Genomic DNA, 17,119 nt, shown 5'->3' on the forward strand with positions numbered 1-17,119 from the left:
GAGCTATGTTTTATCGGGCCGCGACTAGTCAACAAAGTCGTGGTGCTCCGTGTCGCTCAACGGCTCTGTGCCCGTGCTGTTGACCATCTGCAGTAACGTGCTGTCGCCTTGGGTTTCCAGCAGTTCAATACGTTGCACCAGTGCGCCGCCGTCGATATTTATTTGCTTGAACACCTGCTGCAGTAGCAGTGAGCGCGGGATCAAGGTCAGCTGCCATGCCTGGGCGTCACCCTTCAACTGCAAGTCGAAATCGCGTTGTAGGCCGCTGCTGTCGCCTTGCAGCACCGCTAGAAATAAGCGGTTCTGTTCCGCTCCGGCGTTTTTATTTGGCAACAATTGCCAGCCGTGGGCATCGCGTCGGGCAATACCGGCAGTGTTGATTCGATAATCCTGTTTCAGCGGCGTCGCCAGTAGCCAGAGCAGGCCAAAGTCTTTAGCCAGGACGAATTTGCCTTTGCTGGTCAAGGGGTGCGGCAGGGCACGCAGGTGTTTTTCCTGAATGAAATCGCCGTGAATGATCGAAGGTTTGCCCAACTGCGCGCTGAGCTGCTGCAGGTCGAAAGCATTAGCGACCGATGACAGGCAAACCAGCGCTGCGGCGCAGAGTATTTTTAAAACAACCGTCATGGCAGCGCTCTCAGTACCGCATCGATAAACACCTTGGGCGAGGCCAGTTGCATCTCGCGGCTGGCAACCTCAACGGCCACTTGAACTGTGGTGGCGCGGGTCAGGCGCTCACCGGTGAGGGCGTCGGAGATCAGGTAATTGATCTTCAGGCGGTTCTCCCATTCGATCAGGTTGGCCCGAACATTCAGTCGTTGACCGAACACCGCGCCGCGCACGTAGCGCAGTTGCAGGTCGATCACTGGCCAGGCATAACCGGATTCCAGCATCTGCATGTAGTTGTGGCCGAGTTGGTCGAGCAGTGCGCAGCGGGCGACTTCAAGGTATTTGATGTAATGGCCATGCCAGACGACGTTCATCATATCGATATCGAAAAAGGGCACCACTACTTCAGTGTCTGCGTAAATAGGGCCATTACTGCGCATGCAGCCTCCAATGGCGATCGGCGATTCGCTTGAGGCACAGGCGTAACTCACTCTCAAGCGCGCGGTCTTCGATCACCGGCGCAAAGTCTTCCTGCAACTGCTGATGCATTGTCGCAAGTGCAGGCGGCAGTGGCCGTGCGTCTGCTGCCTGACTGCGCAGCCATAGGCCTTGGTTCGCAGCAATCAAGGTGGCAGCCGCGACCTGTTCGGTCAGCTCCAGCACCCGAATCGCGTCGCGGGCAGCGATGGTGCCCATGCTCACTTTGTCTTGGTTGTGGCATTCGGTGGAACGCGAGAACACGCTGGCCGGCATCGTATTTTTCAACGCTTCGGCGGTCCAGGCACTGGTACCGATTTGCACCGCTTTGAACCCGTGATTAAGCATCGCCCGTTCAGCGCTGGCGCCTGACAGGTTACTCGGCAGTCCATGGTTGTAACGCATGTCCACCAACAGCGCCAATTGCCGGTCCAACAGATCGGCGACGTTGGCGACCAGCGTTTTCAGGCTGTCCATGGCGAACGCGATGTGGCCGCCATAGAAGTGTCCGCCGTGCAGCACGCGTTCGTCTTCGGCGTCGATGATCGGGTTGTCGTTGGCGCTGTTCAGTTCGATTTCAATGAACGAGCGCAACCAATTCAGGCTATCGGCCAATACCCCCAATACATGCGGCGCGCAACGCAATGAGTACCTATCTTGCAAGCGGTGCAGCGGCGCGGTCGGCGCATCAATGGCCAAGTCCCGGCGCAACCAGGCGGCAACTTGCATTTGGCCAGGGTGTGGCTTGGCGGCAAAAAGGCGCTCATCGAAATGCTCAGGGTTTCCTTCCAGCGCAACCACGTTCATTGCTGTGATGCGAGTCGCCAGTTGCAGCAAATAGTCGGCCCGGGCGAACGCGAGGCAGGCAATGCCGGTCATCACCGCCGTGCCATTCATCAGCGCCAAGGCTTCTTTGGGCCGCAGCACCAAGGGATCCCAGCCCAACTGACGATGCACGTCGCTGGCTTCACGGCGTTCGCCACGGAACATCACTTCCCGTTCACCGCACAACGTGGCGGCGACGTAGGACAGAGGGGTCAAGTCGCCGCTGGCGCCCACTGAACCTTCCTCCGGGATCAGCGGCAGAACGTCTTGGTCGAGAAACGCTTGCAGGCGTTCAAGTAATTCGACCCGGACCCCGGAAACCCCTTGGCACAAGGACTGTAAACGCGCGGCCAGCACGGCACGGGTGGTTTGTGCGTCAAGCATCTTGCCCAAGCCACAGCCGTGGAATGTGTACAAATGGCGCGGTAGCGCCTCAACGTGATGCAGTGGAACTGCCACTACGCACGAATCGCCATAGCCGGTGGTTACACCATAGATCACGCCTTCCTTGCTTAATAGGGAATCAAGAAATTGCGCGCCTTTGGCTATTCGCTGGCGAAAGGCAGCGTCATTTTGCAAGCGGGTTGGCGCTTGGCGCTTGGCCAGTGCCAGGACATCTTCGATCTGCAACGGCCGTTCGCCGAAGGTTACCGATTCAAGCGCTTGGGTCGTCATGGGTTTTCCAAAAGGAATAGAAATTGAACCACTGCTGTGGCGCCTCAAGGCAGTAAAAACCCAGGCGGTCGGCGTAGCGCTGAGTGTGTTCGGCGATGACCTGCTGGCGGTCGCTGCGACGCCATAGAATGGCCTCTGCGAACGGCTCGAGAATGACTCGATAGCCGTGGGCGCCTTTCAAGCAAAAAATCAGATTAATTGGGCATTTCAACAATCCGGCCAACAGCCATGGACCTTGCGGGAACAGTGCCGGGTGGCCGAGGAAATCCACTTGCACGTTGCGCCCGCCGCGCAGCGCAACGCGATCACCCGCGATGGCCAGCCACTCGCCACGTTCCAAGCGCTGGCTCAGTTGGAGCATGATCGCTGGGTCAAGTTCGCTGACTTGGATTAAACGCAGGTGGGGCGCGCCTGCTTCTCCCAGCAATCGATTGAAGTGTTCTGCGTGCTTGGTGTGCACTAACACGTTCATGGTGACTTTTTCGCCCAACTCGGCCAGTGCGCGGCAGACCTCAAGGTTACCCAAGTGAGCGCCCACCAGCATTTGCCCACGCTTACCACGTAGATCCTGGCGCAATAAGGCGGGGTCGACGATTTCAATGTGCTCGACTTTAAGTCTGCCGTTCCATATGTCGAGCTTGTCCAGCAGCGAGTCTGCAAACGCCCTGAATTGTTTGAACACGCGCCAGCGGGTGGGGCGTAGCAACGCTTGGTTGCTCCAGTCGGCCAAGTGTTGCTGGTATTGCCAGACACTTTTTCGCGCGGTGTGCCCGAACACGAAAAAGTAAAAAACAATCCCGTGCAGGACGGGGCTCAATACCCTCCGGCCGACATGACGCACGGCCCAGGCGGTCAGTTTCATCAGTAAAAAGCTGCCACGTTCCCGGTGATTAGCCCAATGGTGTTTGGTGTCGCTCATGGCAGCCACCGCCGCCAGAGGATCAACGGCAGCCGACCCAACATGCCGATGAACAGTTTGGCGTGCATTTTTGAAATCAGCGCATTGTCATGGAGCAGTCGAAAATGCGACACGCCGTCTTGGGGGTAATGCACCCGAACGGGCAGCCAGCGCATAGGCTGATTACGCCATGACAGGCGCACCAGGATTTCCGAGTCGAAATCCATACGCTGACCGATCTGTACCGAGTCCATCAGGTTGAGTACCGGTGGCAGGGGATAGATCCGAAAGCCACACATGGAATCGATAATCTCCAACGACAGGCTATTGATCCAGACCCAGACGTGGGTCAGGTAGCGTGCATACAAACGACCCTTTGGCACGCTTGCGTCGTACCGCGGGTAGCCACAAATCAGCGCCTGCGGATTGGCGCGGGAAGCATCGAGAAACAGCGCCACATCCTGCAGGTCGTGCTGGCCATCGGCATCGACCTGCAACGCATGGCTGAACCCCAAGCGCGCCGCTTCACGAAATGCGACCATCACCGCACCACCTTTGCCCCGATTGGTGGACAGGCGCAGCAGATAGACGTTGGGTTGTTTTGCCAGGGTCTGTAGTACCGCGGCGCAACGTGGGCTGCTGGCATCATCCACCAATACGCAGGGTAAACCAGCGCTTAACAACTCCTGCACGACAGCAGACACCGCCCGTTCGTGGTTATAGACCGGGATCACCGCGCACGGGTTATGCATGCGCGGCCTCCAACAAGATCCGGCCACTGGAGCAGGCCGCATCGGCGTTGCGGTAGGTGAAATACAATTTGCTGCGTTCGGCATCGAAACGCAGGGTCAGGGAAATCTCATCGCCGGGGCGTACCAGTTGTTGGAATTTCAACACTTCCATGCCTGCAAATCGGGTTGGAAGGCCCAGCAGGCGTTGGCCCATGCTTATCGCCCAATCCACTTGCACCACGCCGGGTAACACGGGGATCTGCGGGAAGTGCCCGCTGAAATACGCCAAATCGGGTGGGACGACCAATTCGAGGTGCCATTCGCTGTTTAGTTGGCGTTGACTGAGCAGCTCGGGCCCTAGTGGACGAGGAGCGTGCAGTAAGGCGTCCACATCAGCCTGAGCCAGTTTGCCTTGTGCATTGAAGGGCAATTGGCGCAGCAGCCGCCAGCGACGGGGCAGGGCGAGCGCTTCGCAATGTGGGCGTAAATGCTCGCGTAGTTGCTCGGTTAATGACCGTCGGCCTTGATTGCGCAAGGCATGCAGGCCGCTTGGGCTGAGAACCAATAACGCCCCCAGCGATGCCCGTCTCTCTTGAACGACGCCCAGCCGAGCTTCGCTGACCCAGCCGTGTGTTTCCAATGCGCGTTCCAGCAGCGGCAGTGAGATACGCTTTTCTTCGAGCTTGACGATGCGATCCAAACGGCCCAGCAGTTCGAAACGGCCGTCGGCGGCGAAGCATACTGCGTCGGCGGTCTGTTCGATGTGACCTGACGGGAGATAGGGCGAATCAATGCGCAGCGCGCCATCGCTGCTTTGGCTCAGGTTCACGCCCTCAAAGGCTTGCCACAGGCTATCGCTCTGACGCCAGGCAATACCACCGGTTTCTGAGCTGCCGAAAATCTCGGTCGGCCACTGCCCCAAGCGTCGATGAAGGATTTGAGCTGCGTCGGCCGGCAACGCGCCCCCGGATGAAAACACTCGTCGCACGGCGCTCAGTTCCGGCCAGTCCAGATTGTCGCCCATGCGCTTGAGCAGGGCAGGGCTGGCCACCCAAGCAAATGTCGGGTATTGGCGGCTAGCGCGCTGCAAGTCTTCAGGGAAGGGCAGTTGATGGCGGACAAAGGTGCGACCGGCACACAGTGGCCACAGCAGCCGAAACAGCAAGCCATAGATATGTTGGGTGGCGACGCTGCCGATGATGCAGGCGCTGCCCAGGTTTGCGCCCCACAGTTGCTCCAGCGCCTCGACTTCATTGGCTAACTGGCGCAAACACTTTTTGATCAACTTCGGTTCGCCACTGGAACCGGAGGTGCACAGGCTTAGATGGCAGGTGTCCAGGTCCAGCAGAGCAGGCGGCAGCGGTTCAGCCCGCAGATCGTTTAACTGGGTGTCTTCGACCTGATCGCTTAACCATAGATCGACTTCACTCGACCAGCGCGCCCGAGTTGGCGCTTGCAAGTCGGCCGGCATCAACACGCTAACGCCGGCACGCCAAGCGCCAAACAGCGCCACAGCCAATTCGCCCGCATCCTCCAAATGCACCGCCAATCGTTTGATGCCTCGGATTTCAAGCCCGGCAGCAAGGCTCAGCGCTTGTTCGCGGAAGTGAGCGTGATCAAGGGCTGGGGCCCGGGTCAGCTCACGGCCCGGCAAAGCGTCGAGTAACTGACGCTCAAGGGTTATCCAGTTCATGCGCGGCCTCTTACGCGCTGGCGTACTAACCATTCGCCAGCAAACAACAGGCCCATCAGCCCGTATGAAATCAATCCGTTGTACAGCGTCCACCAACTGAGCGGCGCCCACAGGGTCAATGCGCTCGCAATCAGCCCATTGCCGAGGAAAAACAGGCACCAGACTTTGGTCACTGTGCGGGTGTAGCGAACGGCGACGTCAGACAATTGCGGGTCGCTCAGGCGTGCCAGTCGCTCAACGATTGGCGGCTCATAGATCAGGCTTGCGCCAAACAAAGTCAACATGAAAGCGCTGCTCAGCACCGGATACCAGCTCAACAGCGCGGGGCTGTCGGCCCAACCCAATAACAGGCAAAAACCGATGGCAACCCCCGCCATCCACAGGCTTCCCGGTTTTCGTTCCCCGGTCAGCCCCCGGAGCAGCCACAGGCAACCCAGCAGCAAGGCGAACTGCCACGGCGCGATGTGGCCCAGACCGAAATAAACGGCGAACGGGTACAACATGCCTGCCAGCAACAGCACCAGGCCGATCAGCCGACTCATGCGGCGGGGTGAACCAGGCGATAGACAGCCTCGACCACATCGTTGACGGTGCGGACGGCTTTGAACTCTTCGGCAGCGATTTTTTTACCGGTTTTGCGTTTGATGTGATCAATCAGATCAACAGCGTCAATGCTGTCGATTTCCAGGTCCTGATACAGGTTGGATTCCAGGGTGACACGCTCGGGTTCAAGTTCGAACAGTTCAACCAGCGCAGTGCGCAGGGTTTCAAAAATGTCTTCACGTGTTTGCATCACATGCTCTTGAGTGGTCATGCCTCAAGCCGCCCGTCGGGCGCTGACGAACGCCGCTAGGCTGTCGACGCTGATGAAATGGTTGCGGGTGTCCTTGGCGTCGGCGTCGATCTTGATACCGTAGTGTTTCTGGATAGCCAGGCCGAGTTCCAGTGCGTCTACCGAGTCCAACCCCAAACCTTCACCGAACAGAGTCTGGTCGTTGCCGATGTCTTGGGTGCTGATGTCTTCGAGGCCTAGGGCATCGATGATCAGTTGCTTAATTTCCAGGTGCAGATCGCTCATCTATGGCGAGCTCCTTGATGAAGTATTGATGCAAATAGTCGTTTAGCTTGCGCGACGCCACGGGTGCCGGGCCAAGCGCAACAAAGGCTTGTGGGTCTATATCGGCACCTACTTTCAAACTGAAGTGAAAGCGCCGTTGTGGAATTCGATACCAGGGTTCAGCCTTGGTCAGGGTGCTGGGGTTAACTTGGATAGTGACCGGGGTGACGAGTTTCGCACCCCGCAGAGCAATTGCGGCACCACCGCGATGAAAGGCCGGTGCCTGTCCGGGTTGGGTGCGGGTGCCTTCCGGGAAAATGATCAGTGTCTGTCCGTCTTGTAGTGCGGCGGCGGCAGCATCAAGCATGTCCATGCTGCCGTCGTTACTGATGTAGTGAGTGGAATTTACTGGCCCACGGGTAAAGGGGTTTTGAAACAGACTTTGTTTGACCACGCAATTGGTGTCAGGCACTAGGCCGATTAAAAATACCACGTCGATCAGCGACGGATGGTTGGCGATGATTAGTTGTCCCGGCCGACCCAGGCGCTCAGCGCCTTGAACGTCATACGTCAACACGCCGGTTCGGGCCATGAGTCGAATAAACAGCCAGAACAGTCGGCTAACCGTGCGTCGAGCACGTCGCCGGTGGCTAATTACCGAGCCCGGCAAGCACCTGAGGATCGGAAAAATCAATAATTGCAGACACAGGCCTACGATCCCGAAAAGGGCAAAGCTCATGGCGGTTGCCAGTAGACGCCAATAATAGGCGTCGCGGCTTTTGCTTAAGTTTGTCGTTGCCAGTTCCACAGGCGGTTCTTCCATGAATGTTGGCAGCAGGAATGCTCGCTCAATAAAGTGCGCAGCAGGTTCAGGGTGTGCGGTAGCTGCACGCGCGGCTGTTCTGCCTCGCATGTGGTGCTCAGCGACAGTTGCCAGTCTGTGCCCGGTGTCAGTAACAGACCGACGGCGTAAGGAAAGGGCACGTCGTCGACCCAAGCGACGTAGGCCTCTGGCGGCTGTTCTTCGGTGATGATGAGCAATACCGCCGACGCACCTTCAGCGAGCAGCGCACCCGCTTCGATCACGCCATGTTCAAGGCCGTCGCCAGCCGCAGCCAATGCGGTCATTTCGCTGGTTTCGCCACGCATGATCGACCACAGGCCGATCACCGCGTTGTGCACCGATAGGCTGAACTGAGTCGGTGACAGCGGTTGCTCGGCAGCCAGTTCGCTAAGAATTTCGAAAGTGCGCGGGGTTTCGCCATGGCGGGAGACGAAGACGAGAGGCAGCTGCTCTCGCCCGTCGGCCAGTGGCCAGCCGACGCTGAACGCCATCCTTGCCAGACGGCTCAGGCGTCGGCGCTGCATGGCTGGCAAGAACGAGACGTCAGGCGCCGTGTCGCCAATGTCGACATTGGCCTGGCCGATGTTCCACTGTTGCCAGTCCTCGGTCGTTTTCAGGCCGGGAGCCCAGGCACGCCACTGTGCGATGTTGAAGGTGATCACGATTCTCTTCCCGTCCCTGCGGACTACTTCTTGTACAGCTTCCCGAACGGGGCCAGCCTTGGCGCGACGTTTAGCCGAGTGGCGCGCATTATCCCGATGGCGATGATCAGTAGCAAATTCTGTTACAGATAGTTTATTTAAATCAGCTTTCTCCTACGTTTATTCGCTTTCTGTTCTGACGTTGTGCTGTAGGAAATTCGCTTTACGGGTGTCACTCTGTGCCACTACTGATGTCCTTAGATCATTCACTCGCCCTAGAGAGCTGCTTTGCATAGACTCGGGCGATTCTGGACTCATTTCAGAACCAAGGAGTTTTCGCATGCGGCGTGTGGTGTTCAATCAAAAGGGTGGCGTGGGTAAATCCAGCATTGCCTGCAATCTTGCGGCAGTCAGCGCCTCTGAAGGGTATCGGACGCTGTTGATCGATCTTGATGCCCAAGCCAATTCAACCCAGTACCTTACTGGTTTGACCGGCGACGATATCCCAATGGGGATCGCCGACTTTTTCAAACAAACCTTGTCTTCCGGGCCGTTCGCCAAGAAAAACAAGGTCGATATCTACGAAACGCCTTTCGATAATTTGCACGTAGTGACTGCCACCGCTGAGTTGGCTGACCTTCAGCCCAAGCTCGAAGCCAAGCATAAAATAAACAAGCTGCGCAAACTGCTGGAGGAGTTGGATGAGGACTATGACCGTATCTATCTGGATACGCCGCCAGCGCTTAACTTTTACGCTGTTTCAGCGTTGATTGCTGCGGACAGAGTCCTGATTCCGTTTGATTGCGACAGCTTTTCTCGCCAGGCGCTATATGGCTTGCTCAAGGAGATTGAAGAACTGAAGGAAGACCATAATGAGGGCCTGGAAATTGAAGGCATTATCGTCAATCAGTTCCAGTCTCGAGCCAGTCTGCCGCAGCAAATACTCGATGAGTTAATTGCTGAAGGTTTGCCAGTGTTGCCGGTCTATCTCAACAGCTCGGTAAAAATGCGTGAGTCGCATCAAGCCAATACGCCGCTGATCTACCTCGATCCTCGACACAAGCTGACTCAGCAATTCGTCGAACTGCATAGCTTGCTGGAGAGCGCTTCGCCGCATTGATAGGCGTTAGGGCTCAACGAGTGGCCGTAAGGGTGAAAACAACTGTGCGCGGAGCGTGCCGGCCTGAATGGCGCTCAACAGCTGTTCTGCAGCCATGCGTGCGACCTCGGCCAAGTCAGGCGGGATGCTAATGGTCGCGTCCATGTCTGCGGCAATACTGTCCGCGCTTGCCAGCAGCCGATGACTGCCCGGTGGGCACCCGCACTGTACAGCTTGGCCTTGGGTCGCGACGGCCACATAGTGGTCAATGCACGTCGGATTTCCTTCGGCGATGAAGCCGACTCGCTCGCAACCGGGACACCAGACGAGGTCTCCCATCCGCGCTAACTTGCGCGATTGCACGACGACCTTGCCCGAAGCGCTGATGACGAATCCGTCTGTGGTTGTGCGATCACCTTCCCTGATGACATACGTCATGACTGCTCCCGGCCGTTGCTCAATTTGAGTCGATAAGGCTAGAGCAGAAAAATGCCGGTGAGTATGCGAAAAAGCTGTTTGGGAAATGCCCTACGGAAAACTCAGCGCGTGCCACTGGGCCTGTGCAAGGCTCAAGTACCCTGGCTTTTCAACCAGGCCAGCAGTTGCGGCAACGGGAAGGCGCCGCTTTGACGTGCGAGTTCTCGGCCATCTTTAAACAGGATCAAGGTAGGGATTGAACGAATGTTCAACTGCCCGGACAACGTCTGATTGGTTTCGCTGTCCAGCTTCGCCAGTCGGCATCGCCCCAACAGCTGAGTTGCTGCTTGCGCGAAGGTCGGCGCAAATGTCTTACACGGCCCACACCACTCGGCCCACACATCAACCAGCAGCGGCAAATCGCCTTTAATCTGGCTGGCGTAGGTGGCTTGGGTCACCGCAAAGGGCGTGCTGAGCAATACCGGGTCCTTGCAACGCCCACATTTGGGCTGATCGCCAACGCGGTCGGCAGGAATGCGATTGAGCCCGTTGCAGTGCGGGCAAGGGATCGTTAGAGGGTGGGGCATGATGGTATCCGATAGTTGGCCAATAGGATTGAGTTGGAGTCCAATAGCGACGTTATCAAGGTGGGAACGCGTAGATATTCATTATGTGATGTGGGATCTACAAGCGTATTACCTCCGTATTTCTTATTTCTTTGGGCCTACTCGTTCGGGGAGTAGTGCTCACTGCTAATGCTCCGTAATCTCCAATGACTTATTTAGTTGACGAGATTGTTATCCGGCCAAACGACGAACTGTTCGATATTTTTAAATCGATTTTTTGGCAATTGTTAAGGTGGGGATCTCAACATGAAAATAGTTAAGCCTATTGCGTTTTCGATGGCGTTGGCTGCCTCGGCGCTGTCGACACTTGCGCACGCAGGGCCGCCCGTACAGGTCACCTTTAAAAATCAAGGTTCAGCAGGCGCTGTGTACTCGGCTTCTGGTCGTAATGAAATGGGTACTCATACTAATGCTTCGCCCAAACCTAGAGCCACTGTAAAGTCTGGAGGTAGCAGCAGCTACACGGTGCAAAGTGGCCTTTCTCCCGATTCAAATTACGCCACTGTTCGTTACCAGATAGGCCAAAAAAGTTGTCAGTTTACAACGACATTCGTCAACACGATGCTTCGGGGCGGGGTCAAAGTTCCGAAGTGGAAGAAAAACGCAATTGCTGGGGGCGGCGCTGTCTGCACCGCGACTATTACGGCTACTAACTATTCAAATTATGGATGGTCGGCCGAGTTTACGATGAAATAAGACGTGCCCATTGAACTCCATAACCTTGTTGGGTCCACACTTTCACTCGACAAGGTTATGGTTCGGTGCTCTAAGGAGTGGCAGTGATTAATAATATACAAGCCCCGATGTTAAACAGTACCGTGGTCGACTCCATCACTACGGCCCGCCTCAACCCGCAAAAGGCGGCAGACCCGACTGCAATTGATGGCGTTGCCTACAATTTGCCGACGATTTCAACACTTTCCCGTCAACTGAGTGATAGCGCAACGCGCGCTGAACTACGGGATGAGCGTTTGAGTCGAAAACAGCTCACCGAGTTGGGCAATACACTGACCAACACTTTTTCGGGTGAGGGCTATTTTTCTCACAAGGCCCAACATGACCGTGAAGCCCCCGATTCTAATGATCCTGAATTAATCGCTAGAGCCCAACAGGCCACTGAATACGTGAACAGTGCTGCTGTAGGGGGCAAGACAGTGAAAAACCCTTTTGATGGCCTGTCACGGGATCAGCTTGCTCTTATCACTTTTGACGACAGTGGCTTGTATACGGTGAATGAGCGACGGGCCGCTTCTTACTGTGCTGACCACATTGAGGAGGCATGGTGCAAAAAGGTTGCCGACATGGCCATGGAAGAATACAACCGAACCGGAACCGCGCAGACCCCCAAAGTGCTGGCTGAAATGCTCTCTCATTACCGAACCTTACCGCGTATTGAACAAGCGCAGTTTCCTGAGGGCTATGCGACCGACCTGCAGAGTAAAATTGGGCCCGGATCTATTGCAACTAATAAATAATATCGCGAAATTTTCGCGGCCTTCGGCAGCTCCTACAGTCACTCATTATTCTGTAAGAGCGAACTTGTTCGCGAGGCGGCTTAGCTGAAATACCGCGTCACCGGATCAGGCGCTTCGCCAACAAGTTGGCTCCTACAGAACGAACTGCGCCGCAGATGGGGTCACGACGAACAACTGATCTCCAAATGCTTGCCCCACTCCGGCGGCCGCTCAGCGTAGCTTTCCATTCCTGGCTGAGCCTCGAAGGGTTTGGTCAGGACACTGTGCAAACGACGGACCTCTTCGTAGTCACCGTTCTCGGCAGCGTCAATGGCCTTTTGTGCCAGGTAATTGCGCAGGATGTAGAGCGGATTGACGGCGTGCATCCGGGTTTGGCGTTCAAGTTCGCTGCCGTTGTTTTCCCGTCCGATTCGCGCTTGGTAGTCGCTGGCCCAGGCGTCAAAACCTTTAATGTCGATGAAGTCATTCCGCAGCCGACTGCACGCCACTTCAGCCGATTCATCACCCAGGCGCCGGAAGAACAGCGTGTAGTCGACGCCACCGGTTTGCATCAGTTTGAGCAGGCGCTCGATCAATGTGGCGTCTTCGTCTTCAGCGCTGGTCAGGCCCAGACGACGGCGCATGAGGTCAAGGTAATGAGCCTGGTACAGCGGTAGGAACAAAGCCAGGGCTTCACGCAATGCCTCTACGCTGATGAACGGCGTCAGGGCTTGGGCGAGGGCGCTGAGATTCCACTGACCAATGGGCACCTGATTGCTGAAGGAATAGCGGCCATCATGGTCGGAGTGGTTACAAATGAAGTTCTGATCGAAGTCATCGAGAAAAGCAAATGGGCCGAAGTCGAAGGTGATGCCTAGGATCGACATATTGTCGGTGTTCATGACGCCATGGCAAAAACCGTAGGCTTGCCATTTCGCAATCAACTCGGCGTTGCGCTCGACGATCTGGCGGAACATCGCCAAATACGGTTCGGCGTGCTCCAAGCATTCGGGGTAGTGCATCGCAAGTACATGCTCGCCCAGCGCCTTGAGTTCATCCGGCTGCTTGGTATAAAAAAAATATTCGAAACTGCCGAAACGAATGTGGCTCGGCGCCAGGCGCAACACCATGGCCGCGCGCTCCTGCTTTTCACGCCAAACGGGCGTGCTTGAACCGATCACGGACAAAGCGCGGCTTGTGGGAATGCCCAGCGCATGCAGGGCTTCGGACGCCAGAAATTCGCGAATCGACGAGCGCAATACCGCTCGACCGTCACCCATTCTTGAATACGGCGTTTGCCCGGCGCCTTTGAGGTGCAGGTCCCAATGTTCGCCTGCGTCGCTGTAGACCTCGCCCAGCAGCACGCCGCGGCCGTCACCCAAACGTGGGTTGTAAGAGCCAAACTGATGACCGGAATACACCATTGCCCGAGGCTCGGCGGTGGCCCACAGTTTATGGCCGCTAAAAATTTCGGCGAAGACCGGCAGTTCGGCTTGGGCCGGATCGAGGTCAAGCAACGCCATGGCCGCCGCGCTTGACACGACTAGCCGTGGGTCAGCAATGGGTTCAGGCAGCACCGACGTTGAGAACGCGTCCCCCAGTCGGGCGAAGCGGTTGTCGAAGGTCAGTTCGTCGAGGGCTTTCAAGGGCCATCTCCCAGCAGAATGTCCGACCATTCTGCTGGGATTAAAGCCATCAGTCGAGCTTAGCCTCTGGTGGCTCGGGTACGTCGCTGATCGCAGAGGGGGCTGGAAGCGAGGGTTTGCCTGCGTCGCCCGGTTCGTCGGTGGGCACCAACCTGTATTCCTGCCCATGCAGATTTTTGAGGTGAATCTCCATCTGCCGGAACGAAATGTTGATGTTGTTGGCTTTGAACTCTTTATTGATGAAGCGGTTAATCTCATCGACTGCCGGATTGCGGTCACCTAAGTCACGTACGTGAATGCGCAATTCGTGGTCGAGGGTGCTCTCGCCAAAGTTCAAAAAGTAAACTTGCGGCTCCGGTTCTTTCAGTACCCTTGGGTTGTCTTTGGCGGCCTGTAACAGCAGGGTGCGCACGAGTTCCAGATCCGAACTGTAATCGACGCCTACTTTGAGCGTCACGCGGGTGATGGTATCGGTCAGTGACCAGTTGATCAGTTGCCCAGTAATGAATGTTTTGTTCGGGACGATAATGTCTTTGCGGTCGAAATCAGTGATGGTTGTGGCACGGATGCGAATTTTGCTGACGGTTCCCGACAGGCTGCCAATAGTGATGGTGTCGCCGATACGAACCGGGCGCTCGAACAGAATCATAATGCCAGAGATGAAGTTGGCGAAAATTTCCTGCATGCCGAAGCCTAAACCGACCGAAAGTGCAGCCACCAACCATTGCAACTTGTCCCAGCTCACGCCTAATGCTGACAATGTCGAAACAAAACCAATGCCCGCGATGGTATATGACAGCAACGTGGTGGTGGCGTACGAGCTGCCTTGGGCAAGATTCAAACGCGACAGGACAAGCACTTCTAGCAGTCCGGGCAAGTTGCCAGCCAACACTGCGGTGGTGCCGATGATGATCAGTGCACCCACCAGGTCACCTAGGCTCAGGGGTACCATGCTCATCGTGGCGCCCGTGCCACTGGTGTATTCGTATAGCGTGATGTTGTCCAGGTACGAAAACACGCTGATCAGGTCCGACCAGACCCAATACAGGGCGGCGATAAAGCCAGCAAGCAGCGCTAGCCGAATCAGACGCAATGATTGATCGTTGACCTTTTCAATGTCCAGCGCTGGCTCTTCCACCACATCGCCATCGCCGTTTTCTCTTGCTGCCAGACGTTTGCTTTGGGCGCGCTGGTAAGCCAGTCGCCGGGCGGCAACGCTCAGCCCGCGAACGAACGCGGCTTCGATTACCAGCCACAACATCAATAAATAAAGGGTGTCGATCAATCGATCGCTCAGTTTCAGTGCGGTGTAGTAATAGCCAAAGCACACTGCGAGAAAGAGCGCTACCGGCAATGCGGTGAACAACACGCCGATGATTTTTCGAAAAAATGAGGCGCTATGCTGCGTGGGACTGCGGATCAGCAAGCGACTTAGTAGCCAAGTCATCAAGGCATAGCAGGCCAAAACCACAGCGATGCCAAGCACGTCATCTGCTAGCGCCGCCGGTTGGTGTTCTGCCACGGCCACTACGGCAACCAAGGCCAACACAACCAGCCCCAAGCGCCGAATCCAACCCTGAAGAAATTCAACCTGTGGCTTTTCCCAGCGGAAGTGCAGTTGGGCAACCCCACCTGGCGCCAGGACGCGATAGGCGGTGTAAAACATCAGCCACGCCAAGGCAATTTGCAGCAATGCCGAGCCCAAATTGACGTTTTGACCGCGTGCGTCTATCTGCAAGGCGTATCCACACAGCGCCAATCCGAGTGCTACCGGTACGGCAAGCAAAATATTGATAAGAATTGCCAGCGGCGTATGCCATTGGCTGTCGCGTTTGAAGTGGCCAATATCCGAATGCAATCGAGTGAGCTTTTCGTAAAGCGCCTTTCGTTTCCACACCAAAGCCCCGATCAGCACCAGCAGTGGCAAAAATAACAGGGGGCGTTGTGTCAGACCATCGGTCAGCTCACTCACGCTAGAGGCCCAGGGCAGGGTGGTGATTTGTTTGCTGAGGCGCGGTGGAATACCCTCAATCCAGTCCAGATCCAGTGGTTTGTTGCTCGGGATCCAGAACATTTGCTCGTCAAGGGTTGCGCGTAGGCCGACGGCGGTACCGACCAGTTGCTTTTGATTGAGCTGCAGGGTGATGGATTCGTTGAGCAGCGAGCTCAATTCTTTGTTCAGGCGTTCCAGCAAATCGGTGCGAGTCACCGCGAGATCGAGCAAGGTTTTGCGCAGCGCCGGGGTCGCGTCTTCAGGCGGTTGCGTAGCGAGTAATTTTTCGACATACGCGCCAGGGTTGCTCATCACTTCCCGTTGTTGGTTGACTTCGAATTGATACAAACGGATGTCAGCAATTTCGTCAGCCAGACCCCTGTCAAGGGTTAACAACGGCAGGGCTTGTTTCTGTTTATAGAGAATTTTGGACAGCAACAAACTGCCGCGAAGCACGTTGATTTGCTCGTCGAGTGCCTGATCGCTTTGAGTCAGGCTGTCCAGTTGCTGCTTGGTCTTGAGGTTCTGCTGTGTTAGCTCATTGAGCCGGTCGGTACCCCGCAACAGATAGTCGGACAGCTTGAGGTTGGTTGCGGTCTCGGTTGCCAGCAGGCTACTGCTGCCCGCTTTCTGAGCCTCCAAAGACAACTGGGTTACGGTCTGTTGTGATTGAGCACGACGCTTGTCGTTGATTAGCGTTTGCAGGTCTTGGATGTCCTGTTCTTGCCGGTTGACCTTCTCGGTAAGTAAGTCTCGCTGGCTGTTGCCCAAGTCTTGCAATTGACTGTTGCCTGCCAATTCTTGACGGCGAAGCAGGGTGAGCGCATTGAGCGAAGCTAATTCGGCGTTGAGTTGGTCGCGTTGATCGGCATTGATACTTTTGCCGCTGTCTTTGCCGGATTTCAGGATGTTATTGATTTGCTGACTGCGTGTCTGATTGGCGCTGATTTCGCCTTGAGCTCGCTCCGGACGAGTCTGTGCAGTAATGGTCAGACTGTTGGCATCGTTGAGTGCTTTTTGCAGATCGGCTAGCTGGGTGCCGCGTTCAGCGAGCATTTGTTCAAGTTGAGCCACGTTGAGGTTCGCGAAACGCTGAACAATCGGGACCACTTTGCTGACTTTCAATCGCGCTAAATCACGCTGATTGTCCGTGGTCTGGCGCGGTGCCTGGCTCAATTGCTGTTTGAGTTCGCTCAGCCGCTTTTCGGTGTCTTCTTTGCTCGAAATAAAAGAAAGGGTCTGCTCCAGGACTTGCTGCAGGGCTTTTTGATCAGCATCAGCCAATTTACGGTCAGCAATTTTGGCCAAGCTTTGCTGCACAGCGGCGCTTGTGGGTGGGTCGGCAGCCTGAACGGTGGTAATGAAAAGGCAAAGTCCAATTAAGGCGGCAGTAAAAAAAGGTCGCAAGGTCAACATAAATACCGGTCGAACCGA

The 17,119-nt window shown here is 56.1% G+C and carries 18 protein-coding genes; 3 read left to right on the plus strand and 15 right to left on the minus strand.

The window, feature by feature from the left end:
- Positions 1 to 24: 24 nt before the first annotated feature.
- From QN378_RS01815 to QN378_RS01865, 11 genes are read right to left on the minus strand one after another with little or no spacing between them, the layout of a single operon-like run.
- Complete coding sequence (locus tag QN378_RS01815; RefSeq protein WP_322206428.1) at positions 25 to 627, minus strand: outer membrane lipoprotein carrier protein LolA; 603 nt, start codon at positions 625 to 627, stop codon at positions 25 to 27.
- Complete coding sequence (locus QN378_RS01820) at positions 624 to 1,049, minus strand: acyl-CoA thioesterase (RefSeq protein WP_322206429.1); 426 nt, start codon at positions 1,047 to 1,049, stop codon at positions 624 to 626. The genes QN378_RS01815 and QN378_RS01820 overlap by 4 nt, the downstream gene beginning before the upstream one ends.
- A complete protein-coding gene (locus QN378_RS01825) occupies positions 1,039 to 2,586 on the minus strand; it encodes an aromatic amino acid ammonia-lyase (protein WP_322206430.1) in 1,548 nt (515 codons plus the stop codon). Before QN378_RS01825 ends, QN378_RS01820 begins: the two co-directional genes overlap by 11 nt.
- Positions 2,567 to 3,505, minus strand: coding sequence for a glycosyl transferase (locus QN378_RS01830; RefSeq protein ID WP_322206431.1), 939 nt, complete (start codon positions 3,503 to 3,505; stop codon positions 2,567 to 2,569). Before QN378_RS01830 ends, QN378_RS01825 begins: the two co-directional genes overlap by 20 nt.
- Positions 3,502 to 4,236: a glycosyltransferase family 2 protein gene (locus QN378_RS01835; protein WP_323546757.1), complete on the minus strand. Its 735-nt coding sequence runs from the start codon at positions 4,234 to 4,236 to the stop codon at positions 3,502 to 3,504. The genes QN378_RS01830 and QN378_RS01835 overlap by 4 nt, the downstream gene beginning before the upstream one ends.
- On the minus strand, positions 4,229 to 5,908 hold the full coding sequence (locus tag QN378_RS01840; RefSeq protein ID WP_322206433.1) for an acyl-CoA synthetase family protein: 1,680 nt from the start codon (positions 5,906 to 5,908) through the stop codon (positions 4,229 to 4,231). Before QN378_RS01840 ends, QN378_RS01835 begins: the two co-directional genes overlap by 8 nt.
- The gene (locus QN378_RS01845) at positions 5,905 to 6,450 is read right to left on the minus strand and encodes a hypothetical protein (RefSeq protein ID WP_322206434.1); all 546 of its coding nucleotides are present in this window, start codon (positions 6,448 to 6,450) and stop codon (positions 5,905 to 5,907) included. Before QN378_RS01845 ends, QN378_RS01840 begins: the two co-directional genes overlap by 4 nt.
- Positions 6,447 to 6,701, minus strand: a complete 255-nt coding sequence (locus QN378_RS01850; protein ID WP_322170669.1) for an acyl carrier protein — start codon at positions 6,699 to 6,701, stop codon at positions 6,447 to 6,449. Before QN378_RS01850 ends, QN378_RS01845 begins: the two co-directional genes overlap by 4 nt.
- A 24-nt stretch (positions 6,702 to 6,725) precedes the next feature.
- Complete coding sequence (locus QN378_RS01855) at positions 6,726 to 6,986, minus strand: phosphopantetheine-binding protein (protein ID WP_322206435.1); 261 nt, start codon at positions 6,984 to 6,986, stop codon at positions 6,726 to 6,728.
- Positions 6,961 to 7,773 carry a lysophospholipid acyltransferase family protein gene (locus QN378_RS01860; RefSeq protein ID WP_322206990.1) on the minus strand — a complete coding sequence of 271 codons (813 nt, stop codon included), beginning with the start codon at positions 7,771 to 7,773 and terminating at the stop codon, positions 6,961 to 6,963. The genes QN378_RS01855 and QN378_RS01860 overlap by 26 nt, the downstream gene beginning before the upstream one ends.
- Entirely contained in the window at positions 7,749 to 8,471 is a 723-nt protein-coding gene (locus tag QN378_RS01865; protein ID WP_322206436.1) for a beta-ketoacyl synthase chain length factor, read from the minus strand. The genes QN378_RS01860 and QN378_RS01865 overlap by 25 nt, the downstream gene beginning before the upstream one ends.
- A gap of 319 nt (positions 8,472 to 8,790) precedes the next feature.
- Between QN378_RS01865 and QN378_RS01870 the strand changes: the two genes are divergently transcribed.
- On the plus strand, positions 8,791 to 9,570 hold the full coding sequence (locus QN378_RS01870) for a ParA family protein (protein ID WP_322206437.1): 780 nt from the start codon (positions 8,791 to 8,793) through the stop codon (positions 9,568 to 9,570).
- 6 nt (positions 9,571 to 9,576) lie between these two features.
- Here QN378_RS01870 and QN378_RS01875 read toward each other — a convergent pair whose 3' ends face one another.
- Positions 9,577 to 9,987: a PAAR domain-containing protein gene (locus QN378_RS01875; RefSeq protein ID WP_322206438.1), complete on the minus strand. Its 411-nt coding sequence runs from the start codon at positions 9,985 to 9,987 to the stop codon at positions 9,577 to 9,579.
- Positions 9,988 to 10,118: 131 nt separating this feature from the next.
- Entirely contained in the window at positions 10,119 to 10,553 is a 435-nt protein-coding gene (gene trxC, locus QN378_RS01880) for a thioredoxin TrxC (protein WP_322206439.1), read from the minus strand.
- Between the two features lie 285 nt (positions 10,554 to 10,838).
- Between trxC and QN378_RS01885 the strand changes: the two genes are divergently transcribed.
- Both QN378_RS01885 and QN378_RS01890 read left to right on the plus strand, forming a co-directional pair.
- Positions 10,839 to 11,288, plus strand: coding sequence for a hypothetical protein (locus QN378_RS01885; RefSeq protein ID WP_322206440.1), 450 nt, complete (start codon positions 10,839 to 10,841; stop codon positions 11,286 to 11,288).
- Positions 11,289 to 11,371: 83 nt separating this feature from the next.
- A complete protein-coding gene (locus tag QN378_RS01890) occupies positions 11,372 to 12,067 on the plus strand; it encodes a hypothetical protein (protein ID WP_322206441.1) in 696 nt (231 codons plus the stop codon).
- A 161-nt stretch (positions 12,068 to 12,228) separates the two neighbouring features.
- Here QN378_RS01890 and selO read toward each other — a convergent pair whose 3' ends face one another.
- Together selO and mscK are read right to left on the minus strand one after the other, a co-directional pair.
- Entirely contained in the window at positions 12,229 to 13,692 is a 1,464-nt protein-coding gene (selO, locus tag QN378_RS01895) for a protein adenylyltransferase SelO (protein WP_322206442.1), read from the minus strand.
- A gap of 49 nt (positions 13,693 to 13,741) precedes the next feature.
- Positions 13,742 to 17,101, minus strand: coding sequence for a mechanosensitive channel MscK (mscK, locus tag QN378_RS01900; protein ID WP_323546761.1), 3,360 nt, complete (start codon positions 17,099 to 17,101; stop codon positions 13,742 to 13,744).
- Positions 17,102 to 17,119 lie beyond the last annotated feature (18 nt).

It is taken from the genome of Pseudomonas sp. 10S5 (genome assembly GCF_035019745.1).
GTDB lineage: Bacteria > Pseudomonadota > Gammaproteobacteria > Pseudomonadales > Pseudomonadaceae > Aquipseudomonas.